This is a genomic window from Paratractidigestivibacter sp. (assembly GCF_963660155.1).
In the GTDB taxonomy this organism is placed as follows: domain Bacteria; phylum Actinomycetota; class Coriobacteriia; order Coriobacteriales; family Atopobiaceae; genus Paratractidigestivibacter.
Genome location: NZ_CAVKWG010000028.1, coordinates 34,112 through 58,346, shown reverse-complemented (window position 1 = coordinate 58,346; position 24,235 = coordinate 34,112). Strand labels below are relative to the sequence as shown.

Annotated in this window: 16 protein-coding genes, 2 tRNA genes and 1 other annotated feature; of the genes, 15 read left to right on the top strand and 3 right to left on the bottom strand. The window is 62.6% G+C overall.

Features of this window, described 5'->3' with window-relative positions; all coding sequences use genetic code 11:
• Window positions 1–20 precede the first annotated feature (20 nt).
• From U5709_RS05000 to U5709_RS04945, 12 genes are all read left to right on the top strand, one after another.
• Window positions 21–97: transfer RNA gene (locus tag U5709_RS05000), tRNA-Met, on the top strand.
• Window positions 98–168: 71 nt separating this feature from the next.
• Entirely contained in the window at window positions 169–1,374 is a 1,206-nt protein-coding gene (gene tuf / locus U5709_RS04995; RefSeq protein ID WP_321971723.1) for an elongation factor Tu, read from the top strand.
• A gap of 206 nt (window positions 1,375–1,580) precedes the next feature.
• Window positions 1,581–1,730: a 50S ribosomal protein L33 gene (gene rpmG / locus U5709_RS04990; protein ID WP_321971722.1), complete on the top strand. Its 150-nt coding sequence runs from the start codon at window positions 1,581–1,583 to the stop codon at window positions 1,728–1,730.
• A gap of 25 nt (window positions 1,731–1,755) precedes the next feature.
• Window positions 1,756–1,831, top strand: a tRNA-Trp gene (locus tag U5709_RS04985).
• 70 nt (window positions 1,832–1,901) lie between these two features.
• Window positions 1,902–2,267, top strand: coding sequence for a preprotein translocase subunit SecE (gene secE / locus U5709_RS04980; protein ID WP_321971721.1), 366 nt, complete (start codon window positions 1,902–1,904; stop codon window positions 2,265–2,267).
• 3 nt (window positions 2,268–2,270) lie between these two features.
• The gene (gene nusG / locus U5709_RS04975) at window positions 2,271–2,825 is read left to right on the top strand and encodes a transcription termination/antitermination protein NusG (protein WP_321971720.1); all 555 of its coding nucleotides are present in this window, start codon (window positions 2,271–2,273) and stop codon (window positions 2,823–2,825) included.
• Between the two features lie 100 nt (window positions 2,826–2,925).
• On the top strand, window positions 2,926–3,351 hold the full coding sequence (gene rplK / locus U5709_RS04970; protein WP_321971719.1) for a 50S ribosomal protein L11: 426 nt from the start codon (window positions 2,926–2,928) through the stop codon (window positions 3,349–3,351).
• 114 nt (window positions 3,352–3,465) lie between these two features.
• Window positions 3,466–4,170, top strand: coding sequence for a 50S ribosomal protein L1 (gene rplA / locus U5709_RS04965; protein ID WP_321971718.1), 705 nt, complete (start codon window positions 3,466–3,468; stop codon window positions 4,168–4,170).
• A gap of 99 nt (window positions 4,171–4,269) precedes the next feature.
• Window positions 4,270–4,407: a sequence feature (ribosomal protein L10 leader region), on the top strand.
• Between the two features lie 57 nt (window positions 4,408–4,464).
• Window positions 4,465–4,986, top strand: coding sequence for a 50S ribosomal protein L10 (gene rplJ / locus U5709_RS04960; protein ID WP_321971717.1), 522 nt, complete (start codon window positions 4,465–4,467; stop codon window positions 4,984–4,986).
• 97 nt (window positions 4,987–5,083) lie between these two features.
• Entirely contained in the window at window positions 5,084–5,461 is a 378-nt protein-coding gene (gene rplL / locus U5709_RS04955) for a 50S ribosomal protein L7/L12 (RefSeq protein ID WP_321971716.1), read from the top strand.
• A gap of 457 nt (window positions 5,462–5,918) precedes the next feature.
• Window positions 5,919–9,380 (top strand): DNA-directed RNA polymerase subunit beta, encoded by a 3,462-nt coding sequence (locus tag U5709_RS04950; protein WP_321971715.1) that lies wholly within the window; start codon window positions 5,919–5,921, stop codon window positions 9,378–9,380.
• 2 nt (window positions 9,381–9,382) lie between these two features.
• Window positions 9,383–13,819, top strand: coding sequence for a DNA-directed RNA polymerase subunit beta' (locus U5709_RS04945; protein ID WP_321972924.1), 4,437 nt, complete (start codon window positions 9,383–9,385; stop codon window positions 13,817–13,819).
• Between the two features lie 106 nt (window positions 13,820–13,925).
• Here U5709_RS04945 and U5709_RS04940 read toward each other — a convergent pair whose 3' ends face one another.
• Together U5709_RS04940 and U5709_RS04935 are read right to left on the bottom strand one after the other, a co-directional pair.
• Window positions 13,926–15,269 carry an ATP-binding protein gene (locus tag U5709_RS04940; protein ID WP_321972923.1) on the bottom strand — a complete coding sequence of 448 codons (1,344 nt, stop codon included), beginning with the start codon at window positions 15,267–15,269 and terminating at the stop codon, window positions 13,926–13,928.
• Entirely contained in the window at window positions 15,269–15,982 is a 714-nt protein-coding gene (locus tag U5709_RS04935; RefSeq protein ID WP_321972922.1) for a LytTR family DNA-binding domain-containing protein, read from the bottom strand. Before U5709_RS04935 ends, U5709_RS04940 begins: the two co-directional genes overlap by 1 nt.
• 234 nt (window positions 15,983–16,216) lie before the next feature.
• Here U5709_RS04935 and U5709_RS04930 point away from each other — a divergent pair, with 234 nt between their 5' ends.
• Complete coding sequence (locus U5709_RS04930; RefSeq protein ID WP_321972921.1) at window positions 16,217–19,081, top strand: glycoside hydrolase family 3 protein; 2,865 nt, start codon at window positions 16,217–16,219, stop codon at window positions 19,079–19,081.
• Between the two features lie 248 nt (window positions 19,082–19,329).
• On the opposite strand, the gene U5709_RS04925 is transcribed toward U5709_RS04930, so the two are convergent.
• On the bottom strand, window positions 19,330–19,770 hold the full coding sequence (locus U5709_RS04925) for a hypothetical protein (RefSeq protein ID WP_321972920.1): 441 nt from the start codon (window positions 19,768–19,770) through the stop codon (window positions 19,330–19,332).
• Window positions 19,771–20,577: 807 nt separating this feature from the next.
• On the opposite strand from U5709_RS04925, the gene hypB reads away from it, so the two are divergent.
• Together hypB and U5709_RS04915 are read left to right on the top strand one after the other, a co-directional pair.
• Complete coding sequence (gene hypB / locus U5709_RS04920; protein ID WP_321972919.1) at window positions 20,578–21,243, top strand: hydrogenase nickel incorporation protein HypB; 666 nt, start codon at window positions 20,578–20,580, stop codon at window positions 21,241–21,243.
• A gap of 71 nt (window positions 21,244–21,314) precedes the next feature.
• A complete protein-coding gene (locus tag U5709_RS04915) occupies window positions 21,315–24,224 on the top strand; it encodes an FAD-dependent oxidoreductase (protein ID WP_321971707.1) in 2,910 nt (969 codons plus the stop codon).
• Window positions 24,225–24,235 lie beyond the last annotated feature (11 nt).

Sequence of the window (24,235 nt, the reverse complement as noted above, 5' to 3'; positions counted from 1 at the left end):
TTCAAGATGTTCGGCACCATGCCGGTGTAGCTCAGCTGGTTAGAGCACGCGGCTCATACCCGCGATGTCACTGGTTCGAATCCAGTCACCGGTACCAGAGCTTTAGGCGGCGGCTTCGGTCGCCGCTAAGCATATCTAGCAGTTAGTTCTTCCAAAAGGAGGATGGCAATGGCCAAGGAGAAGTTCGACCGTTCTAAGCCCCACGTAAACATCGGTACGATTGGTCACGTCGACCACGGCAAGACCACCACGACCGCCGCTATCACCAAGGTCCTCTCCGAGACCGAGGGCTGCAAGGCTGACTACACCGCCTTCGAGAACATCGACAAGGCTCCCGAGGAGCGTCAGCGCGGCATCACCATCAACGTTGCTCACATCGAGTACGAGACCTGGGAGCGCCACTACGCTCACGTCGACTGCCCGGGCCACGCTGACTACATCAAGAACATGATTTCCGGCGCTGCTCAGATGGACGGCGCGATTCTGGTCATTGCCGCCACCGACGGCCCCATGGCTCAGACCCGCGAGCACATCCTCCTCGCCCGTCAGGTCGGCGTGCCCTACATCATCGTCTTCCTGAACAAGTGCGACATGGTCGACGACGAGGAGCTCATTGACCTCGTCGAGATGGAGACCCGTGACCTCCTCTCCGAGTACGACTTCCCCGGCGACGATCTGCCGATCGTCCGCGGCTCTGCCCTCGGCGCCCTCAATGGCGAGCAGAAGTGGGTCGACGCGATCACCGAGCTCATGCACGAGGTTGACTCCTACATCCCGACCCCGGCTCGCGACAACGAGAAGCCGTTCCTGATGGCCATCGAGGATGTCATGACCATCTCCGGCCGCGGCACCGTCGCCACCGGTCGTGTCGAGCGCGGCGAGCTCAAGCTCAACGACCAGGTTGAGATCGTCGGTATCAAGGAGACCCAGACCTCCGTTGCTACCGGCATCGAGATGTTCCGCAAGACCATGGACTTCTGCGAGGCTGGTGATAACGTGGGCATCCTGCTCCGCGGCATCAAGCGTGAGCAGATTGAGCGTGGCCAGGTTCTCTGCAAGCCCGGCTCGGTTACCCCGCACACCAAGTTCACCGGCGAGATTTATGTTCTGACCAAGGAGGAGGGTGGCCGCCACACCCCGTTCTTCGCTGGTTACCGTCCGCAGTTCTACTTCCGTACCACCGACATCACCGGCGACGTGCAGGAGCTTACCGACTCCAACGGCACCAAGGTTGAGATGGCTATGCCTGGCGACCACGTCACCGTCACTTGCGAGCTTATCCACCCGATTGCTCTGGAGCAGGGCCTCAAGTTCGCTATCCGCGAGGGTGGCCACACTGTCGGCGATGGTCGCGTGACCTCCATCATCGAGTAGATTTAGCCTTACCTCTGCTTGATTGCCCGGCACCCGTTTGGGTGTCGGGTTTTCTATTTGCTGTAGCTGCGTGTTTGTGTGGCGGTTTTGTGCAACAACCTCAAGTTCCGCAAGCCTCTTGACACCTTGGATGCAACTACGGTAATGTGTACCACCGCGTCACTCCGAATAAGAGGTTCGGCGTGGCAACTGTTTCAGGAGGATTCATGCGTACTCTGGTTACTCTTGCGTGCACTGAGTGCAAGCGCCGCAACTACACCACGGATAAGAACAAGGCTAACAACCCCGATCGCATGGAGTTGAAGAAGTACTGCCGCTGGTGCCGTAAGCACACGCTCCACAAGGAGACCCGCTAAACTTTAGCGGTGGGTCTTCACTCACAGGCCAGTAGCTCCAATGGTAGAGCGGCGGTCTCCAAAACCGTTTGTTGAGGGTTCGAGTCCTTCCTGGCCTGCCAGATTTCACCGCCGGCTTTCCCGAAAGGGTTAGCCGGTTTCTATGTACAGCACTATTTAGGGAGATCGCCCATGGCGAATAAGGACCGTCAAAAGAGGAGTGTCCGCAAGGCTCGCGCCGAAGAGCGCGCCCGTGTCGAGGCCGCCCGGGCGGCCTCTGCGCCCGCTGCCGACTCCAAGGAGGCCAAGAAGGCCGAGGCCTCCAAGACCGTCGTTAAAGCCGATAAGAACAAGAAGCCCGGATTCTTCAAGCGCATCGGCAACTGGTTCGGCGACGTGAAGGCCGAGATGCGTCGCGTCACTTGGCCCTCAAAGACTGAGCTCAGGAATTATTCCGTGGCAGTCATCGTCATGCTCGTTGTCTTCGGTCTTGTCATCTGGCTCGTCGATAGCGGTATCGTTGCCGCCCTTGTTGGCTACACCGGACTGAGGGGTTAAGCAATGGCTAAGCGTTGGTACGTTGTTCACACCTACTCGGGTTATGAGAACAAGGTCAAGGGCGACCTCGAGCACCGCATCGATATCTACGGCCTCGAGGATATGATCGTCGACATCAAGATTCCGACCGAGGAGGTCACCGAGATCAAGGAGGGCGGCAAGCGCGAGACCAAGGAGAACAAGGTCTTCCCGTCTTACGTTCTCGTTCGCATGGAGATGGACGACAACACCTGGTCCGTCGTGCGCAACACCCCCGGCGTGACCGGCTTCGTCGGCCTCGACGGCAAGCCTACCCCGCTTCGTCGCAGCGAGTTCGATAAGATTATGCGGCGCTCCGGCGACCGTTCTGCCCGCACCTCTGAGCCCGCGCCCAAGCGCACCAACATCAACCTCGAGGTCGGTCAGGCCATCAAGGTCGTCTCCGGGCCTCTCGCCGACTTTGACGGCACGGTTTCTGAGGTCATGGCCGAGTCCGGCAAGGTCAAGGTCATGCTCACTATCTTCGGCCGCGAGACCGCCGTCGAGCTCACCCTCGACCAGATCGCGACCATCGGTTAGATATCCCGTCCGCATCCGTTCCCGCAAGGGATTGCTTCTCGGGGCGGCGTAATATAGCACTTCAGGCACTTCTCACACGTAGCTACTTCAGGAGGTTCTCATGGCCAAGCAGGTCACGAAGTTCATCAAGCTCCAGATTCCCGCGGGCGCCGCTAACCCGGCCCCTCCCGTTGGCCCCGCCCTCGGCGCCGCCGGCGTGAACATCATGCAGTTCTGCCAGGCTTTCAATGCCGCCACCAAGGACAAGTCCGGCGACATCATCCCGGTCGAGATCACCGTCTACGAGGACAAGACCTTCGACTTCGTCACCAAGACCCCTCCCGCGGCTAAGCTCATCCTCAAGGAGCTCGGCCTCAAGAGCGGCTCCGGCGTTCCCCAGCGCGACAAGGTCGGCCAGCTTACACAGGAGCAGCTCACCAAGATTGCCGAGATCAAGATGCCGGACCTCAACGCCAACGACATCGAGGCCGCCAAGAAGATCGTTGCCGGCACCGCTCGCTCCATGGGCGTCACCGTCGCCGAGTAACAAATCTGGCTCTACGCGCCCTTCGCGCTAGGGGAGGGCGCAGTTTTCTGTAGATGCGGGAAACCGCAAAAGATGTGGGAGGGCATATGCCCGTTGACCACAGGAGGTATTCACATGCCTAAGCACGGTAAGAACTACAACGCTAACGTCGCCAAGGTAGACTCCGCCAAGCTCTACGCCCCCAAGGAGGCCATGGAGCTCGTCAAGGAGCTCGCTACCGCCAAGTTCGACGAGACCGTCGAGGTTTCCATCCGCCTCGGCGTCGACACCCGTAAGGCCGACCAGAACGTCCGCGGTTCCATCTCACTGCCCCACGGCACCGGCAAGTCCGTCCGCGTCGCCGTCTTCGCCGAGGGCGAGAAGGCCCGTGAGGCCGAGGAGGCCGGCGCCGACGTCGTGGGCTCCGATGAGCTCGTGGCCCAGATTCAGAGCGGCGAGATCAACTTCGACGCCGCCATCGCCACCCCGAACATGATGGCCAAGGTCGGCCGCATCGGCAAGATCCTCGGCCCCCGTGGCCTCATGCCGAACCCCAAGCTCGGCACCGTGACCATGGACGTCGCCAAGATGGTCTCCGAGCTCAAGGCTGGCCGCGTCGAGTACCGCGCCGACCGTTACGGCATCTGCCACGTTCCCGTGGGCAAGGCTTCCTTCGAGGTCGAGAAGCTCGTCGAGAACTACGCTGCTCTCTACACCGAGATTCTTCGCGTGAAGCCCGCTTCCGCCAAGGGCAAGTACGTCAAGTCCGTGGCCGTTTCTTCCACCATGGGCCCTGGCGTCAAGGTCGACGGCTCTGTTACCCGCGATTTCCTCGCCTAAGTAACCTCGTAGCTTCTTTTTGAAGAAGTTGTAGTGCGCTTGACGGGCGTCTTGTCAATTGCAAGAATTAGCAATTGCACAAGACGCCCGTCTTGTGTGAAATCAGCACGTCCGCTGCCAAAGACAGCCGGTGCCGCAAGGCTCAATGGGGATAACCCGCCTGCCGAGGTGGTCTCAGAGATAGCATCTTCGAGAACCCCGCTTTGGCTGTGCCAGGTGGGGTTCTTTTCTGCGAAAAGGGCCCGCCCAAATCGGCGGCTCGTGCCCGACCGCAGATTCAAGGAGGTGTAATCAATGCCCTGCAAAGCAAACGTTTCTATGCTCGACAAGGTCTCCGAGTCCATCGAGAACTCCAAGGGTGTGTTTGTCATCAACTACCTTGGCCTCTCCGTGAAGGAGTCCCAGGAGGTCCGCCGCGCTCTTCGCGAGGTTGGTGCCGAGATGAAGGTCTACAAGAACAACATCGTCAAGCTTGGTCTCGAGAAGGCTGGTCTGCCCGATATCAGCGAGTCCCTCGCCGGTCCGTGCGCCTACGTCTTCTACGAGAAGGACGCCGTGGCCGCCGCTAAGGTGATCAAGGAGCAGTCCGTGAAGCTCAAGAAGATGGAGTTCGTGGCCGCCATCGCCGATGGTGCCGCTCTGTCCGCCGAGGAGGCCAAGGCTTACGCCGACCTGCCCTCTCACGACGAGCTTCTGGCCCAGCTCGTGTACGTCATCGCGAGCCCCCTGTCTGGCATCGCCCAGGTTTGCGCTGGTCCCGCCCGCGGACTCGTTACTGCGCTCCAGGCCGTCGTCGACCAGAAGCAAGCCGCGTAAACTTCGCCGGCTTCACCACGCCACCAGCGCTACCTGCACAACATAAGCATTCGGGCGCCACACAGAAGACGGGCGCCCCTACAAAAGGAGAATTGACATGGCTGTCACCAAGGATGAGATCATCGAGACCCTCAAGGAGATGCCCGCCCTCGAGCTTTCCGAGCTCGTTCACGAGCTGGAGGACGTCTTCGGCGTCTCCGCCGCTGCCCCCGTGGCCGTCGCCGCTGCCCCCGCTGCCGGCGCCGCCCCCGTCGAGGAGGAGAAGACCAACTTCGACGTCGTCCTCGAGGCTTACGGCGACAACAAGATTGCCGTCATCAAGGTTGTCCGTGCTCTGACCAGCCTTGGCCTCAAGGAGGCCAAGGAGGTCGTCGAGGGTGCCCCCAAGGCCATCCTCGAGGGCGCCAAGAAGGACGACGCCGAGGCCGCCAAGAAGCAGCTCGAGGAGGCCGGCGCCACCGTCACCCTCAAGTAGGTTATTCCTTGCTTGAAGGCGCGGCATAAGCCTAGCCAAGGGGTCGGACCTGCGGGTCCGACCCCTTTTTTTGTTCCACAACCCGAGGGCCTGCAAAAGGGACAGTCCCTTCTGCAGGCTCCCCACGCAACCTGCAGAAGGGACTGTCCCTTTTGCAGGTTGCGTGGGGGATTAAATTCGGCGAAGAAAAAGGCGACCGAACCACGAGGTTTGGCCGCCCATCTTTTCTTCACAACTTACTGTACTGCGGATTTGCAAACGCGCAGGTACTTGCGCTAGTTAAAAAAAGATAATTCAAAATGATCTGTAAGTCAAGCGTTATTGTTGACCCTGCCAGGTGCTTCGTCTAAATTATTACGTTGCGACAATTGCCGCCTTCCACCCTTTTTGAAGGAGGAAAAGCCTGGTGACTACCACAAAGACTTCTCTCACCAAACCGCAAGGCACTACTGGACGCATGACCTTCAGCAAGATCGACGATGCCATGGAGCTGCCGAACCTCATCTCCGTGCAAAAAGAGTCGTTCGAGCGCTTCATGGGCGATGGGCTCCAGGAGTCCTTCGGCGAGTTCTCTCCCATCGAGAACAACGCCAAGACCATGCAGGTCACGTTCGGCGACCACCAGTTCGGCGACCCCGCTCACACCATCGCGGAGTGTCGAGCAAAGGACATCTCCTACCAGGCGCCCCTCTTTGTGGACGTCCGCTTCGCCAACCTCGAGACCGGTGAGATCAAGGAACAGCTCGTCTTTATGGGCGACTTCCCGCTCATGACCGAGCGCGGCACCTTCGTCATCAACGGCACCGAGCGCGTCGTCGTCTCGCAGCTCGTTCGCTCTCCGGGCGTGTACTTCTCCACTGAGATGGACAACGGGATCCGGGTCTACAAGGCACAGTTCATCCCCGCTCGCGGCGCTTGGCTTGAGTTCGAGGTCGATAAGCGCGGCCACCTGGTCGTCTCCATCGACCGCAAGCGTCGCCAGTCCGCGACCATGTTCCTGCGCGCTCTCGGCATCGCTGAGACCGACGACGAGATTCTCTCGCTGCTCGGCGACTCCGACATCGTCCGCAACACCCTCGAGCGCGACACCGCGACCACTCGCGAGGACGCCCTGCTCGAGATTTACCGTCGCCAGCGCCCCGGCGAGCCCCCTACCGTGGACTCCGCCCGCAGCCTCCTCGACGGCCTCTTCTTCAACCCGCAGCGCTATGACCTTGCTCGCGTTGGCCGCTACAAGGTCAACAAGAAGCTCGGCATCGACGTCGACTCCGCCGACAAGGTGCTCACGCAGGAGGACATCGTCGCCTCCCTGCGCTACCTCCTTGCCATCTTCAACGGCGATTCCAACTGCCGTCTCGACGACATCGACCACTTCGGCAACCGCCGCGTGCGCACCGTGGGCGAGCTCGTCCAGAACCAGTTCCGCATCGGCATGAGCCGCATGGAGCGCGTCGTCCGCGAGCGCATGGCGTCCCAGGACCCCGATGACATCACTCCGCAGAGCCTGATCAACATCCGCCCGATCGTGGCGGCCATCAAGGAGTTCTTCGGCTCCTCTCAGCTCTCGCAGTTCATGGACCAGTCCAACCCGCTGGCCGGCCTTACCCACAAGCGCCGCCTCTCGGCCCTCGGCCCGGGCGGCTTGGCCGGACACAAGTCCGGCTCCAGCCGCCGCACCAACGTGCCGACGGCCGTCCGCGACGTCCACAACTCGCACTACGCCCGTATGTGCCCGATCGAGACCCCCGAGGGCCCGAACATCGGCCTTATCGGCTCGCTTGCGCTCTACGCCCACGTTAACGACTACGGCTTCATCGAGGCGCCGTATCGTCGCGTGGTCGATGGCAAGGTCACCGACGAGATCGACTGGATGACCGCCGACGAGGAGGAGACCCACAACATTGCCCCCGCGAACACGCTCTTCGACAAGAAGACCGGCAAGTTCGTGGCCATCGACTCCCACGGCAACCTGTACAACCCCGAGCGCGTCATCGCCCGTACGCGCGACTTCGACGGCTCCTTCGGCGCTCCCGCCCAGGTGCACGTAAACGAGGTCGACTACATGGACGTGAGTCCGCGCCAGCTGCTCTCCGTCGCCGCCAACCTCATCCCGTTCCTCGAGCACGACGACGCGAAGCGTACCCTCATGGGCGCCAACATGCAGCGACAGGCCGTGCCGCTGATTCGCGCGAACTCCCCGTTCGTCGGCACCGGCATGGAGTCGCGCGCCGCCCTGGATTCCGGCGAGCTCATCCGCGCCTTCCACGACGGCGTGGTCACTGAGGCCGACGCCGCCCACGTGGTTGTCTACTCCGACAAACACGGCTCCGAGCGCTACGACCTGCCCAAGTACCAGCGCTCCAACCAGAGCACCTGCATCAACCACCGCCCGATTGTCCGCTCCGGCGACGAGGTCAAGGCCGGCCAGCCGCTGGCCGACGGCACCTCCATCCAGAACTCCGAGCTCGCCCTGGGCGCCAACCTCACCGTGGCCTACATGCCGTGGGAGGGCTTCAACTACGAGGACGGCATCGTCGTCTCCGAGCGTGTGGTGCAGGAGGACCTGCTTACCTCCGTCAACATCTCCCGTCACGAGATCGATGCCCGCGACACCAAGCTCGGTCCCGAGGAGATCACCCGCGAGATCCCGAACATGGGCGAGGACATGCTTGCCAACCTCGACGATGACGGCATCATCCGCATCGGCGCCGAGGTCGGCCCTGGCGACATCCTGGTCGGCAAGGTCACGCCCAAGGGCGAGACCGCTCTGACCGCCGAGGAGCGCCTGCTTCGCGCCATCTTCGGTGCCAAGGCCCATGACGTCCGCGACACTTCCCTCAAGATGCCCCACGGCTCCTACGGCCGCGTCGTCGACGTCGTCCGCTTCAGCCGCGAGGCCGGCGACGACCTCCCGCCGGGAGTCAACGAGCTCGTCCGCGTCTTCGTCGCTCAGCGCCGCAAGATCCAGCAGGGCGATAAGATCGCCGGCCGCCACGGCAACAAGGGCGTCGTCTGCAACGTCCTGCCCGTGGAGGACATGCCCTACATGGCCGATGGCACCCCCGTCGACGTGCTTCTCGACCCGCTGGGCGTCCCGTCGCGTATGAACGTCGGCCAGCTGCTCGAGTGCCACCTCGGTTGGGCCGCCGCGCACGGCTGGGACGACGAGTCCACCGAGTCCACCCGCTACGTCGAAGGCCCGATCAAGGTCGCCACGCCGGTTCTGGACGGCGCGACCGACGTTGCGGTTGCCGAGGTCATCCGCCGCTCCAACATCAACATGGTCAACAAGGCCATCCAGGAGTACGGCGAGCACATGCGCCTTGACTTCGTCCCGCAGCTCAACGAGCGCGGTAAGACCACGCTCTACGATGGCCGCACTGGTGAGCCATTCAAGAGCCAGATCACCGTTGGCGTTTCTTACATCCTGAAGCTCGGCCACATGGTCGACGACAAGATCCACGCCCGCTCGACTGGCCCTTACTCTCTCGTCACCCAGCAGCCGCTCGGCGGCAAGGCCCAGTTCGGCGGCCAGCGCTTCGGCGAGATGGAGGTTTGGGCGCTGTACGCGTACGGCGCCGCCAACGTCCTACAGGAGATCCTCACGGTCAAGTCCGACGACACTAACGGCCGCGTCAAGACCTACGAGGCCATCGTCAAGGGCGAGAACGTGCCTTCCGCCGGCATCCCCGAGTCCTTCAAGGTCCTCGTCAAGGAGATCCGTTCCCTGGCGCTCGATATTCAGCCGATTTCCTACAAGAAGCGCGAGCAGCGCGCCAAGCAGGAGGCTCCGGCCGCCGAGGACTCTGTGGACGTCTTTGTGAACATGAACGGCGTCGACGACCTGATCGGCGGCCTGACCGATGACCTCGAGGACCAGACCGTCCTCGCAGGCGACGCGAACAGCGATAAGGAGTAACTGTGGCAGACTTCGATACCACCGACTTCGACGCGATCAAGATCTCGCTGGCCTCCGCCGACGCGATTCGCGGCTGGTCTTACGGCGAGGTGAAGAAGCCCGAGACCATCAACTACCGCACCCTCAAGCCCGAGAAGGACGGCCTGTTCTGCGAGAAGATTTTCGGTCCCGTCAAGGACTGGGAGTGCTCCTGCGGCAAGTATAAGGGCATCCGCTTCAAGGGCATCGTCTGCGAGCGCTGCGGCGTTGAGGTCACCACGGCCAAGGTGCGCCGCGACCGCATGGGGCACATCGAGCTCGCCGCTCCCGTGAGCCACATCTGGTACTTCAAGAGCCCCGCGACCTTCCCGCTCGCCCGCCTTCTGGACATCAAGTCCAAGGACCTCGAGAAGGTCCTGTACTTCGCCAGCTACATCATCACCAACGTTGACACCGAGGCCCGCGAGGCCGACGCCGACGACCTGCGCGAGGAGCTCGCCGCCGACCTCGAGGAGCTCGACGCCGAGCGCGACGACCAGATCGCGCGCCTGAAGGAGCAGGGTGAGGCCACCGGCGACGAGTTCGACGACTTCGAGCCCCTCTCCGCCGACGAGATCCGCGCCGGCATCGCCGACCTCGAGGAGGAGTATGAGGAGGAGAAAGCGCTTCGCCGCGATGCCTACGAGAAGTTCATGCAGCTCGAGGAGCGCGAGCTTATCGCCGACGAGGGCCTCTTCTCCGAGCTCAAGCGCTACTACCGCATCTACTTCAAGGGCGGCATGGGCGCCGAGGCCGTGCGCGAGCTTCTTCGCAACGTCGACCTCGAAGCCGAGGCCGAGAGCCTGCGTGCCATCATCGCCTCCGATGACGCCCAGAAGCAGAAGCGCGAGAAGGCCGTCAAGCGTCTCGAGATTGTCGACGCCTTCCTCAAGGGCGGCAACGACCCCGCGGACATGATCCTCGACGTCATCCCCGTCATCCCGCCCGACCTGCGACCGATGGTCCAGCTCGATGGTGGCCGCTTCGCCGCCTCCGACCTGAACGACCTCTATCGCCGCGTGATCAACCGCAACAACCGACTCAAGCGCCTGCTCGACCTGGACGCCCCCGCCATCATCGTCAACAACGAGAAGCGCATGCTCCAGGAGTCCGTGGACGCCCTCTTCGACAACGGCCGTCGAGGCCGTCCCGTCACCGGTCGCGGTGGCCGCCCGCTGAAGTCGCTCGCCGAGGCCCTCAAGGGCAAGCAGGGCCGCTTCCGCCAGAACCTGCTGGGCAAGCGCGTCGACTACTCCGGCCGTTCGGTCATCGTCGTCGATCCCAAGCTCAAGCTGCACCAGTGCGGCCTGCCCTCGCAGATGGCGCTCGAGCTCTTCAAGCCTTTTGTGATGCGCCGTCTCGTCGAGCTCGAGAAGGTCGAGAACATCAAGGGCGCCAAGCGCGCCATCGATCGTCAGCTGTCCGCCGTTTGGGACGTGCTCGAGGAGGTCATCCAGGATCGCCTGGTGCTCCTCAACCGCGCACCTACGCTGCACCGTCTCTCGATTCAGGCTTTCGAGCCGGTCCTCGTCGAGGGCAAGGCCATCCACCTGCACCCGCTGGTCTGCGCCCCCTTCAACGCCGACTTCGACGGCGACCAGATGTCCGTGCACCTGCCGCTTTCCACGCAGGCCCAGACCGAGGCCCGCGTTCTCATGCTCAGCTCCAACAACCTGCGCTCGCCGGCTTCCGGTAAGGTGCTGACCGTCCCGTCGCAGGACATGGTCTTCGGCTCATATTACCTGACCTCCGAGAAAGCCCTCGCTGACGGCGTGGAGCCTGTGGTCTACGCCGACTTCGAGGACGCCCTGCGCGCCTCCGAGGGCGACTCCACCCTCGACCTCCAGGTTCCCGTCGTGGTCCGCATCGACCCCTCCGAGGCCAACGTCGTTGAGGACGGTAAGCGCATCTTCCGCGTGCTCGTGGGCAAGGGCAAGACCGAGGACATCGACCTTAGCAACGGCCCCGTCCGCTTTACCACGACCATCGGCCGCGCCATCTTCAACCGTCAGTGCCTGCCGCCCGACTACCCCTTCATCAACTACAAGCTGGTGAAGAGCGACATCTCGTGGCTCGTCAACGACTGCTGCGACCGCTACCCGCTGGCCGACGTCGAGCCGATTCTTGACGCCATCAAGTCCACCGGCTTCCACTACGCGACCCTCGCGGGCCTCACGGTTTCCGTGTGGGACGCCGTGATTCCGGTCGACAAGAAAGAGCTCATCGAGGAGGCGCAGGACCGCGTCGACCAGATCAACGAGTACTACGAGGACGGCTTCCTGTCCGAGCGCGAGCGCCACGTCGAGGTCGTCAACGCTTGGACTGAGTGCACCGACCTGCTCGGCTCCAAGATGCTCGAGGGCTTCGCTGAGGACAACCCTATCTACATGATGGCCGACTCCGGCGCCCGTGGCTCCAAGACCCAGCTTCGCCAGCTGGCCGGCATGCGAGGCCTCATGGCCGACATGTCTGGTGAGACGATCGACCTTCCGATTAAGGCGAACTTCCGCGAGGGCCTCGAGCCGCTCGAGTACTTCATTTCGACCTACGGCGCCCGTAAGGGCCTGGTAGACACCGCGTCGCACACCTCCGACTCCGGCTACCTGACCCGTCGACTTGTCGACATGGGTCAGGACGTCATCGTGCGCGAGCAGGACTGCGGCACCGACGAGGCCGTTACCTACCAGATTGTCAAGCCGGGCGAGAGCGATGTGAACGTCGACCTCATCGGCCGCTGTACGCTCAACCCGGTCGTCGATCCCGAGACCGGCGAGGTCCTCGTCGAGGCCGGCGGCTACATCGAGTCCAAGGCCGACCTACAGATGCTCGTCGAGCACGGCGTCAAGAAGATCCAGCTCCGCGCGCTTCTTACCTGCAAGAGCAAGTACGGCGTCTGCCAGAAGTGCTACGGCTGGGACCTCTCGACCCGTCGCCCGGTCAACATCGGCACCGCTGTCGGCATCATCGCCGCCCAGTCCATCGGCGAGCCGGGCACCCAGCTCACCATGCGTACGATTCACTCCGGCGGCGTCGCTGGCGCTGACGACATCACGCAGGGCCTCCCGACGGTTGCCCGCATGTTCGACGTCGTCGGCAACGTCAACGAGAAGATCCTGGGCCGCGAGGCCGACCTGGCCCCCGTGTCCGGCCTTCTTCGCATCCGCCCGGAGCAGACCGAGTACCGCATCTCCATCCTCGACCCTGAGGATTTGACCCGCGTTGTGGAGGAATGGACCGTTCCCGCGTCCGCCCGCTTCATGCCGGGTGTCGAGGACGGCGTCGAGGTTCGCGCCGGCGACCAGATTACCCGTGGCTTCGTCAACTTCCGTAAGCTCCGCAAGCTGACCGACATCGAGTCGACCATGCACGTCTTCGTCGACTCCGTTAAGGATGTCTACACGTCCCAGGGCGTCGACCTCGACGACAAGCACATCGAGGTCATCGCGCGCCAGATGCTGCGCCGCGTCCAGGTCACCAACCCGGGCGACTCGCAGTATCTGCTCGGCCAGTACGTCGACCGTTACATCTTTGCCGAGACGGTACAGAACATCACGCTGGCCGGCGGCAACCCGCCCGAGGCCGAGCCGGTCATCCTCGGTGCCCTTAAGGTCGCCAGCTCAATCGATTCTTGGCTGTCCAGCGCTTCGTTCATTCGCACCGCCGGCGTCCTCACCGAGGCTGCCATCGAGGGCGACACCGACCACCTGCTGGACCTCAAGTCCAACGTCATCGTCGGCAAGCAGATTCCGGCCGGCACCGGCCTCGCCGCGTACCACAACGTGTCGACAACCTACCACGGCCAGAAGATCGACGGCCCCACCTCGCCGATGGCCAAATGCCTTCCCGAGTGGGCCCCCGACGAGCTCAAGGGCATCGAGGAGCAGCTTCCCAAGCAGCTCGACTGGGTCGGCGACGACTACGGCTTCGGCGGCGTTTATTCCAAGAACGGCCGCACCCTCTCTTCCGAGGACGCCAAGCTTTACCTGTTCGACGACCTCGGCGTGTCGCAGCGCTGGACCAACAAGTTCAGCGAGGTCGGCATTGAGACCGTGGGCGACCTCATCGGCAAGACTGAGGATGACCTGCTGCGCATTGACGGCATCGGCGCCAAGGCCATCGAGGAGCTCCGCGACGGCCTCGAGGCCCGCGGCCTTCTCTATATCCTCGAGCCCGAGGACGACGAGGCCGACTCCGAGGATCTCTCGCAGCTTCTCAACATGGTGTTCTCGCCCGACGCGGACGGCGACATCATGCTCGGCTCCGCAGCTCCCGCCAAGCACCACTTCGACGATGACGAGCTGATCGGCGGCGCTTCTACCGACGAAAACTCCGGCGACATCATCAACGAGGACCTGGGCAGCCTCGATGACCTACTTTCCCAGGTTGTTACGTCCGAGGCCGCCGACGAGGACGACGAATAAGCCATTCTTGGGCATAGCGAACGCTAGGGGGAGGTCCTTCGGACCGCCCCCTTTTTTGCGTATTGGACCCCCGTCGAGCACCTTTGCCGGGTGAGTTTCGCAGTACCTAGGCGGGCACCGGAAGCAGGACGGACACACAGAACAGGCCGTCGTTTGCCTCAAAGCTGCAAGATCCGTCATAACGCTCGGCTACAAGGCGCATCGAGCGCGTTCCATAGCCGTGCAGGCCGCCGTCTTTCTTGGATGTGGCAAGGCTGCCGTCCTCAACAAACTGAGGCTCCGAATCGTAGTAGTTGCGCACCTGCACGCAAAGCATCTGACCAAGCGAGTGCGTGCTCACGTCGATCAGCCGACGCTCGGGGTCACGGACCTTCTCGACGGCTTCAATGGCGTTATCGAGGGCGTTGCCAAAGAGTGAATAGATGTCCTGTTCGGCCATGTGGGACAGGGACTTGCCATCTGCGGTGCAGGCCAGTTGGATGCTGCGGCCCTGGCAAAGCAGGCTCTTTTCGGTGAGAATCACGTCTAGGGCTTTGTTGTGTGTGTTGATGCCGGCGTCATAGACCGAGATCAAACCAGAGATCTCCTCGAGAAGTTCCCCTTGCGTATCCGTCTGGGTCGACAGCTGGCGTACCTGATGGCGAATGTCGTGACAGCGCACGTTGATGGCCTCGATTGTCTCTGCGGAAAGCTCGTACTGGCGCTGCTGGTCCTGTACAAGCTGACGCGCCGCCGCCGCGTCTTCGCGCATGCGGTTGCTAAAGAGAATTGTGTAGTCAAGAAGAAAGGTGAGTGCGCTTACCATCAGCATGCAGATGACAAGCGCTAGGTACTGGCTTACGTGCAGAGCGCCTTGACCTTGCAGGCTCTCAACTATGGAGCTGAGGCCGATGTTGACCGCAATGACGCCGGCAACAACAAATCCGGTGCGCCAGTCGCCTTCGCCCTCAAGGCGATTTGCGTGGATGTTCTTGATGACCGTGACGTAGCCAAGAGCAAAGAGCAGCAGGTAGAAGGTATAGAGAAGCGCAACTCGAGGCAAGTTGGCAAGCATGTCCAGCGCAGGCATCAGGTTGGTTGCCGCCTGCCAGAGTATGTGGCCGATGTTTTGCATGATGTAGCCGGCGGTGCAGCAGAAGGCTGCGTCCCACAACGTGAGCTCAAAGGGAAGCCTGAACAAGGGAATGCAGACGAGAAGCACCAGCACAAAGTAGGCAAGCGTGGGAAAGCTGGAAATGTATGAGCCGAGCTGCGTGACAAGTGCGGGCCTTACCACAAGCTGAATGAAGGTGCTGCCGCAGGAGAGTGCAACGCAGACAAGGGCGCAGGCAGCAAAGTTGAGGGCAGGGCGCGGCCGCAGCGGGTACAGCGAGCAAAACATCCCGATCGCAATGAAGATGGTGAGCACGTTTGGCATGCTCATGTAGACGATGCGCTGAAGAATATCCATTAGAACGCCTTGCCGAGGTAGCTTGAGAAGGTGTCGAGGACCTCCTTCTTGCGGCTGCGGGACAGTGCCAACAGGGTTCCGTCGGCCATCTGGATGTCGGAGCCCTTGATCAGGCGGATGAAGTCCATGTTCACCAGACACCCACTGGAGATCTGGACCAGCGGCCCCTCGCCACCTGCGCGCTCGAGCACTTCTCGTATGGTGCCGCGCAGCTTGAGCGGCTCGGCGCCGCCAAGGTGAAAGACAAGGTCGTGGCGCTGCAGCTCTACATAGCGGATGTCGTTGACGTCAAGCACGCGCATGCCTCCGGCAACGTTGAAGACAAGGCGCCTGCTGGCACTTGCGCGCAGCCGCCCGACGACCTTGTCCATGCACATCTCGAGTTTTGGGTAGGTCACGGGCTTGACGATGAAGCCGGCGGCGTCCACCTCGTAACTGCGCGCGGCGTACTGCTGCAGGCTGGTGGTAAAGATGATGGGGGTGCTGGAGTCGTAGGAGCGCATGAGGGTGGCCGCATCCATGCCGCTCATGCCTGGCAGCTCAATGTCAAGAAACACCAGGTCAAAGGTGCGGCTGCCGGTGGCAAGCGCCTGGGCCGCCTCGCTCCAGGTTATGCGGAGGTCAAGGTCGTGGCGCTGGGCATAGCGCTCGAGCGCCTCACGCAGCGCATCAGCCTCGTCCGGGTAGTCCTCGACTATCAAGACTTTAAGCAATTCGGCCTCCCTTTGGGCTCCTCTTCCCTCGCCTAGAGATTGTACCGGGCAACGGGGTCGGCCAATTTCGACACGCCGCCAGCGGTCGGCCATCGTCATTAGCTGACAGAAAACTGACCAAACAACCCGGGCCCCTTAACCTCTTCAGCTCAGTTTAATAAAGTTTCGGCGAGAAAAGCGCAGGTGTCGGGCCCGCCGGCACCGCGTGGGAAGAGAAAAAGGGAGGAAGATAAGATGTTGGAACTCAACATGGATGATGTCCTTGCCGTGCTGCAGTCTGTGGCGCCGCAGCTGGCCGTCATCGGCGTCGCGTTTCTCGCCGCCATCCTGGTGACGGTGTTTACCGGCGCAAAGAGGATTGCCGGGGAGGGCAAGCGCAAGCTGACGCACGCCCTTACCTGGATCGTGGCTGTGGCGGTTGCCTTGGCGTCCGTGAACTCGATGCTCATGGGCCCACTCAAGAACATCGTGACCTCGGCCACCGCCGAGAAGCTCTCGCTTTCCGCCGAGACCATCGAGGCCACCAACAAGCTCGCCGTTGACATCGAGGAGGAGGGCATCACTCTTCTCAAGAACGACAACGGCACGCTGCCGCTGGCCAAGGGCAACGTGAACGTGTTTGGCTGGGCCTCCACCAACCCGATCTACGGCGGCACCGGCTCCGGCTCGCTGTCCGACGCCTATGACACCGTCTCGCTTCTTGACGGCCTCAACAACGCCGGCTTCACCACCAACCAGGAGCTGTCGGACTTCTACACCAGCTACGCCACCGAGCGCGGCAAGATCTCCGTCACTGCCGCCGACTGGACGCTCTCCGAGCCGCCCGCGGCCAACTACAGCCAGGAGCTCATCGACAACGCTAAGGCCTACTCCGACACCGCCATCGTGGTCATCGGCCGCGTGGGCGGCGAGGGCCTTGACCTGCCGATCGACATGAAGGCCGACGACGTCATCTACAATAACAACTCCGCCGAGTACGACGACTTTGAAGCTGGCCAGCACTACCTCGAGCTCAACCGTACCGAGCACGACATGCTCGACCTCGTCTGCGCTAACTTCGAGAACGTCGTGGTTGTCTACAACGGCGCCAACGCCTTTGAGATGGGATTCGTCAACGACTACCCGCAGATCAGCTCCGTTGTCTGGGCCCCGCACCCCGGCCAGGCCGGCTTCACCGCCCTGGGTACCGTGCTTTCCGGCGAGACCAACCCCTCCGGCAAGACGTCCGACACGTTCCTGTACGACCTGACCCAGGCCCCCAGCTGGAACAACTTTGGCGACTTTGCCTATGACAACGTCGAGGAGTTCCAGGTGGAGTCTGCCCGCGGCACTCGCTCCCCGCGCTTCGTGAACTACACCGAGGGCATCTACGTGGGCTATCGCTTCTACGAGACCGCCTCTGACGAGGGCCTCATCGACTACGACAGCACCGTGCAGTTCCCGTTTGGCTACGGCCTCTCCTACACGACCTTCTCGCAGTCCATGGGCGCTGTGACCTACGCTAACGGCACCGTGAGCTTTGACGTCACCGTCACCAACACCGGCTCCGTTGCCGGCAAGGACGTCGTCGAGGTCTACTCCAACCCGCCCTACACCAACGGCGGCATCGAGAAGGCCACGGCCAACCTCGTGACATACGAGAAGACCAAGCTGCTCGAGCCTGGCGAGTCCCAGACCATCTCCATCAGCTTCGATGATGACGACCTGGCCTCCTACGACTACCAGAACGCCAAGGCCTACGTGCTTGAGGCCGGCGACTACACCGTCAGCATCAACGCAGACTCCCACACCGAGTACGCGTCCACTGTCGTGAGCGTTGCCGAGACCAACGCCTACAACACCGCCGACAACACCCACAACGGCGACGAGGTCGTGGCCACCAACGTCTTCGACGACGCCAACGGCGACCTTGTGTACCTCTCGCGCGCCAACGGCTTTGCAAACTACGCTGAGGCCACCGCTGCCCCCACCAACTACGGCATGGCCGACGAGTACAAGTCCACCTACTACAACAACGGCAACTACGACCCGACGCAGTTCGACAACGCGTCTGACGAGATGCCCACCACCGGTGCCAACAACGGGGTGCGCCTCTATGACCTGCGCGGCGTTGACTACGACGATGCCAAGTGGAACGACCTTCTCGACGAGCTGACCGTCGATGACATGAACAACTTGATCGCAAACGGCGGCTACTCTAACGCCGCCGTGGACTCCATCGGCAAGATCCGCCTGTCCGACGTCGACGGCCCGGCCGCCCTCAAGGACAACTTCACCGGCGTGAGCTCCATCGGCCTGCCCTGCAACGTTGCCATGGCCTGCACCTGGAACAAGAACCTTGCCCGCCAGTTTGGCGAGACCATCGGCGACATGGCCCACGAGCTGCAGGTCTCTGGCTGGTATGCCCCGTCGATCAACATCCACCGCTCCGCCTTTGGCGGCCGCAACTTCGAGTACTTCTCCGAGGACCCGGTGCTGACCGGCGCTCAGGCCGCCCAGGAGATGCTGGGTGCCGCCGATCGCGGAGTCTATTCCTTCACCAAGCACTTTGCCCTGAACGAGCAGGAGACCCAGCGCAACGGCCAGCTGTGCACCTGGGCCAACGAGCAGTCTATCCGCGAGATCTACCTGCGTGCGTTTGAGATCGTGGTCAAGTCCGACAACGACGCCCAGGCCATCATGGGCTCGTTCAACTACATCGGGAACACCTACTCCAGCGCCCACCTTGGCCTGAACCAGACCGTCCTGCGCGACGAGTGGGGCTTCACCGGCATGGTCGAGACCGACTACTTCTCTGGTCCGAACTACATGTATCAGAACGCTGACCAGCTGATTCGTGGCGGTACCGACATCATGCTTGCCACCACTGAGACCACCAACTACGTGACGGACCTCTCCGCCACCGCGGTTCAGCAGATGCGTCGTGCCTGCCACAACATCCTGTACACCGCCGTCAACAGCTGGCGCTACGCCGACGGTGACCCCGCGGCCGTTACACCCACGTGGATGAGCGTGATGTACGGCGTCGACATCGTCGCCGCCGTGGTGCTTGTGGGCCTTGGCGTTGTTGCCTTCAAGCGTTCCAAGGAGCGTGCATAGGCTTCTAGCTGGGCAAATATAAGCTAGGCTCCCTTTTACGGTGCCGATCCTTCCTTCCCGGGGTCGGCACCGTATTTCTGTGCCGGGAGGCCAGCTAGGGGCCCGAAGAGTTTCTGGGAGGTTTAAATCGGATTTATCGAGTGGCGGAGACGATTTTGGCCGCGTTTTCCCAGTTGGCCGAGAGCGGCTATTTGGTCCGGCCGATTTAAACCTCCCAGAAACTCGCCGAGCAATCAGACGTAGGGCAGTTAGGCCCAATCAACCTGCGTTTCGCGCAGCAATTCAACGCTTGCTTGGTGCTGGCGCTGCGTTTTGGCGTGTCTAGGAAGTCCGCGCATGGTCCGCGCGGTTGCCGCAAGCGCCTCGACGCTGCGGACGCTGCCCAGCCGGCTGCTCGTCATCGGCAGCACACGGATTCCCATGGCCTCAAGTGCGGCGCTGCGATCGGCGTCCGAGAGGAAGCTCGCATCGTTGTCGTGAAACGCAGTGCTCTGGCACTCCAGGTCAAGGCCGTCGTCCCAGTACAGGTCGCAGTAGCGGCAGTCCTTAGCAGATAGCGTTCGCGCGGTTTGCCCAAGCACAATTCGTTCATTGTGGGTGAAGCCGCCGAGCCCCTCGCCGCCCAGTCGTTGGGGAAGGCCCAGCAACATCGCGGTTTGGACTTCGGGCGGAGACGTCGCATTGGGCACCACCGGCTCCCCCGCGCGGGTAAGGCGCTACCTTCCACGTGCAGAGTCGCTCTTTGCCAGATATGCGCGGATGTCCTCGGGCGTTGTGAGCGGCGGTCTCTTCCAGAGGTCCGTGAGCCTCCCACTCGCGGTGAGGCAGGGGTTCCCACCCGCCGTGATCCAGGCGCTTTCCCTGGTTCAACAATGACTGCAAGGCAATTCGCAAGGGCGCGGGCGGACGATAGGCAGCAAAGCTACCGCAAAGCTCGGAGGCCAGCATGATGGTCCGCGCAAGCGATGCCCTTGCCGCCAGCTGCTGCAGGCACGCTTCCGGGTTTACGACCGAAAGTTCGTCCGAGAGGGCGACCCTTGCTCCGGGCGTCAGCTCGCTCGACCACAGCCTTCGCCTGATAACCTCGCACGAGCGCAGCTCGGCGTCGGAGCGAGCGAGCGCGTCAATGGGAAGCTCGGCCCAGGACGTCAGCACCGGCAGCGCGTCGCGAAGCGTTTCCGGTCGCTCGCCGGCGTTGCGCCAGTGGCTTGGGGCCAGAAGCCCCTGCCCGACCCCAGTTGCCTGCGCCAGCTCTTCGCGCAAGGCCACGACCTTGTCCCAGCTCATCAATCGGCGCAGGTCAGAATCTTCTTCCGGCGCCATGGCCAGAAGGGGTGCCACCGGAGGGGTCCTCCAGAACAGAAATGCCGATGTGTCGCAGTTAGCGACTTCCATGGAGCTAGGCCAGCGCAACTCCTCGCCGAGAATTTTGACACGGTGTCAATCGAGGAAGATATAATAATTCTGGATATTTCTGCCGAGCAAAAGGGAGACCGATGGAGTACAAGGTCCTTGAGATCAAGCAGTCCGTCTTTGCCGATAACGACCGCGAGGCCGACGCCCTGCGTGCCGACCTCAAGGCTCGCGGCCAGTACCTGCTGAACCTTATGAGCTCGCCGGGCTCCGGCAAGACGACCACGCTCTCGCGCACCATCGAGGTGCTGGGCGCAGAGCTCAAGCTCGCCGTCATGGAGGCCGACATCGACTCGGACGTCGACGCCGCCACCATCTCCGCCTTGGGCGCCAAGACTATCCAGCTCCACACGGGTGGCATGTGCCACCTGGACGCAGGCATGTGCAAGCAGGGCCTCGACGGCCTGGCCGCCGACGACGCCGCTCTCATCTTCCTCGAGAACGTCGGCAACCTCGTGTGCCCGGCGGAGTTCGACACCGGCGCCTGCAAGAATGCCTGCATTCTGAGCGTGCCCGAGGGCGACGACAAGCCCCTCAAGTACCCGCTCATGTTCTCTGTCTGCGACGTCGTGCTGGTCAACAAGATCGACGTCGCCCCGTACTTTGAATTCAGCCTCGACCGCTGCCGCGCCAACGTGGCCATGCGCAACCCGAACGCGCGCGTGATCCCTATCTGCGCCAAGACGGGCGAGGGCATGGACGAGTGGTACGAGTGGCTCCGCGAGCAGGTCAGCTCCTGGAAGGCCTAGATCCGGCTCGCAAATACGCGTCCGCAAGCGCGCCGTTCGGGGGAGCGGCCGCCAGTTATAAGGAGAGGAACATGTCCGTCAACCTGGACGAGAACCCCATGAGGGGCACGCTCACCGACGAGGAGGTCGCCGCGCGCAACGTCATCCCGACGACCAACCCGGCAGGCGAGCCGACCCGCATCATCGCTCCGGAGTACATGAGCGAGGTCGATACCTTTACCACCTGGGCAAACGAGGACCGCAACACGCCGGGCCCCGCTGCCAGCGAGCCGCTGAAGCCAGGCGTCCTGCGCGAAGCCGCCAAGATCACCGACCGCATCGGCAACAAGACCAGCGAGAAGGATCCCGACTACTGGGGCCTTGCCTCTGTCATGACCGACGAGGAGGCCTCGCTCACCCGCCACATGAAGGTCCGTGTCCCCATGACGCTCGCGCAGCTCGTCCAGAAATCCGGCATGGACGAGGCTTGCGTCCAGGAACTTCTCGATTCCATGTCCATCAAGGGCATCATCGAGTACAACTGGGAGAACCCTACCAAGACCAAGCAGTACGTGCTGCCCATGTTCGTTCCCGGCTCGGCCGAGTTCACGCTGATGAACCAAAAGCAGCTCGAGGAGCACCCTGAGCTCGGCAGTTTCTTCGAGCGCATGGCTTACCTGCCGCTCACCAAGGTGACCAAGATGGTCCCGCCCGGCGGCGCCGGCATCGGCATGCACGTCATTCCCGTCGAGAAGTCCATCAGCCACGAGAACACCTCCGTCGACGTCGAGCACATCTCGCACTGGCTCAAGAAATACGACCGCTACGCTGCCGGCGCCTGTTCTTGCCGCCTGGGCGAGCGCGCCCGCGGCGAGGGCAGTCCCGACGACCCGCAGGAATGGTGTATCGGCATCGGCGACATGGCCGATTATCTGGTTGAGACCGGCAAGGGCCACTTCATCACCTATGACCAGGTCATCGACACCTTGCTGCGCGCCGAGAAGAACGGCTTCGTGCACCAGATCACCAACATCGACGGCGAGAACAAGATTTTCGGTATCTGCAACTGCCAGGTGAACGTCTGCCACGCCCTGCGCACCTCTCAGCTGTTCAACACGCCGAATCTCTCCCGCTCCGCCTACGTGGCCCACGTCGAGGCCGAGAAGTGCGTGGCCTGCGGCGCCTGCGTCGAGGTCTGCCCTGCCGGCGCCCCGAAGCTCGGCCAGAAGCTCTGCACAAAGAATGGGCGGGTAGAGTACCCCATTCAGCCGCTTCCCGACGACAATCAATGGGGCGAGGACGACTGGGATTGGGACTACAAGGACAACCACCGCATTGAGTGCCACGAGTCCGGCACCGCGCCTTGCAAGGTGGCCTGCCCCGCGCACGTACCCGTCCAGGGCTACCTGCGCATGGCTGCCCAGGGCCGCTACACCGAGGCGCTCGGCATCATCAAGCGCGCGAACCCCTTCCCGGCCGTCTGCGGCCGCGTCTGCAATCGCCGCTGCGAGGCCGCCTGCACCCGCGGCACCATCGACGAGGCCGTTGCTATCGATGAGGTTAAGAAGTTTATCGCCGAGAAGGACCTCGACGCCCAGACCCGCTACGTGCCCGTGCCGACGATCCCCAGCATGCGCGGCGCCTTTAAGCAGAAGATCGCTATTATCGGCGCCGGCCCCGCGGGCCTCTCCTGCGCCTATTACCTAGCCGACAAGGGCTACGCGCCCGTCGTCTTCGAGAAGAACCCGCTGCCCGGCGGCATGATGACCTACGGCATCCCGGCTTACAAGCTGGCCAAGGACGTCGTCGCCGCCGAGATCGACGTCATGCGCGAGATGGGCGTCGAAATCCGCTGCGGCGTGGAGGTGGGCAAGGACGTCACCCTCGACGAGCTGCGTAAGCAGGGCTTCTGTGCCTTTTACGTGGCCATTGGCTGCCAGGGCGGCCGCCGCGTGGGCGTTTCCGGCGAGGACGCCGAGGGCATCGTGACCGCCGTCGACTTCCTGCGCGGAGCCGTGGACGAACCCGACCAGAACGTTTCCGGCACGACCGTCGTTATCGGCGGCGGCAACGTGGCCATCGACGCCGCGCGCGTCTCGGTCCGAGGCGGCTCGCCTGCAGTCTCCATGTACTGCCTCGAGCAGCTTGACGAGATGCCGGCCCTGTCCGAGGAGATCGTCGAGGCCGAGGAGGAGGGTGTCGTCATCAAGAACGGCTGGGGCCCGGCCGCCTTCCAGGTGGGCGCGGATGGCCACGTGACCGGCGTCACCTTCAAGCGCTGCACCCGCGTCTACGACAACAATCACCGCTTCTCGCCCATCTACGACGAGGACGATACCATCACAGTTCCCTGCGACAACGTTGTCTTCTCCATCGGCCAGAGCATCGAGTGGGGCGACCTTCTCGCCGGCTCCAAAGTCGAGCTCGGGCGCGAAAACGGCCCCGTGGCCGACCCGAAGACCTACCAGACCGCCGAGCCCGACGTCTTTGTTGGCGGCGACGTCTACACCGGCCCCAAGTTCGTCATCGACGCCATCGCCGCTGGTCACGAGGCCGCCATCAGCCTGCACCGCTACGCGCAGAAGGCGTCTTTGACCATCGGCCGCAACCAGCTGCACTACGTGGAGCTGGACAAGACGAACATCCTCGTGGACCCCGGCGACTACGACCATGCCGGTCGCGTGCGTCCGATCTGCGATCACGTGCACTCGCTCTTGCACGACTGGACCGATGTGCGCCACACCTTCACCGAGGAGCAGGTCAAGAAGGAGACGGCCCGCTGCCTCAAGTGCGGCGCCTCTATCGTCGATCCCAACCGCTGCATCGGCTGCGGCTTGTGCACCACGCGCTGCGAGTTCGACGCCATCCACCTCAAGCGCGACCACCCCGAGTGTTCCACCATGGTCGCATCCGAGAAGAAGATGGGCGCTGTGCTGCCCTACGCCGCCAAGCGCGGCATCAAGCTGCTGCTCCACGGCAACAAGAACAAGCCGGGCAAGTAGAAGTAGGTGAG

Excerpts from the sequence above, each read along its gene's own strand:
- rplJ (WP_321971717.1), top strand. The coding sequence starts at position 4,465 with ATGCCCTGCAAAGCAAACGTTTCTATGCTCGACAAGGTCTCCGAGTCC.
- nusG (WP_321971720.1), top strand. The coding sequence starts at position 2,271 with ATGGCTAAGCGTTGGTACGTTGTTCACACCTACTCGGGTTATGAGAAC.
- U5709_RS04930 (WP_321972921.1), top strand. The coding sequence starts at position 16,217 with ATGTTGGAACTCAACATGGATGATGTCCTTGCCGTGCTGCAGTCTGTG.
- U5709_RS04950 (WP_321971715.1), top strand. The coding sequence starts at position 5,919 with ATGACCTTCAGCAAGATCGACGATGCCATGGAGCTGCCGAACCTCATC.
- rplK (WP_321971719.1), top strand. The coding sequence starts at position 2,926 with ATGGCCAAGCAGGTCACGAAGTTCATCAAGCTCCAGATTCCCGCGGGC.
- U5709_RS04915 (WP_321971707.1), top strand. The coding sequence starts at position 21,315 with ATGTCCGTCAACCTGGACGAGAACCCCATGAGGGGCACGCTCACCGAC.
- hypB (WP_321972919.1), top strand. The coding sequence starts at position 20,578 with ATGGAGTACAAGGTCCTTGAGATCAAGCAGTCCGTCTTTGCCGATAAC.
- rpmG (WP_321971722.1), top strand. The coding sequence starts at position 1,581 with ATGCGTACTCTGGTTACTCTTGCGTGCACTGAGTGCAAGCGCCGCAAC.
- secE (WP_321971721.1), top strand. The coding sequence starts at position 1,902 with ATGGCGAATAAGGACCGTCAAAAGAGGAGTGTCCGCAAGGCTCGCGCC.
- tuf (WP_321971723.1), top strand. The coding sequence starts at position 169 with ATGGCCAAGGAGAAGTTCGACCGTTCTAAGCCCCACGTAAACATCGGT.
- rplL (WP_321971716.1), top strand. The coding sequence starts at position 5,084 with ATGGCTGTCACCAAGGATGAGATCATCGAGACCCTCAAGGAGATGCCC.
- rplA (WP_321971718.1), top strand. The coding sequence starts at position 3,466 with ATGCCTAAGCACGGTAAGAACTACAACGCTAACGTCGCCAAGGTAGAC.
- U5709_RS04940 (WP_321972923.1), bottom strand. The coding sequence starts at position 15,269 with ATGGATATTCTTCAGCGCATCGTCTACATGAGCATGCCAAACGTGCTC.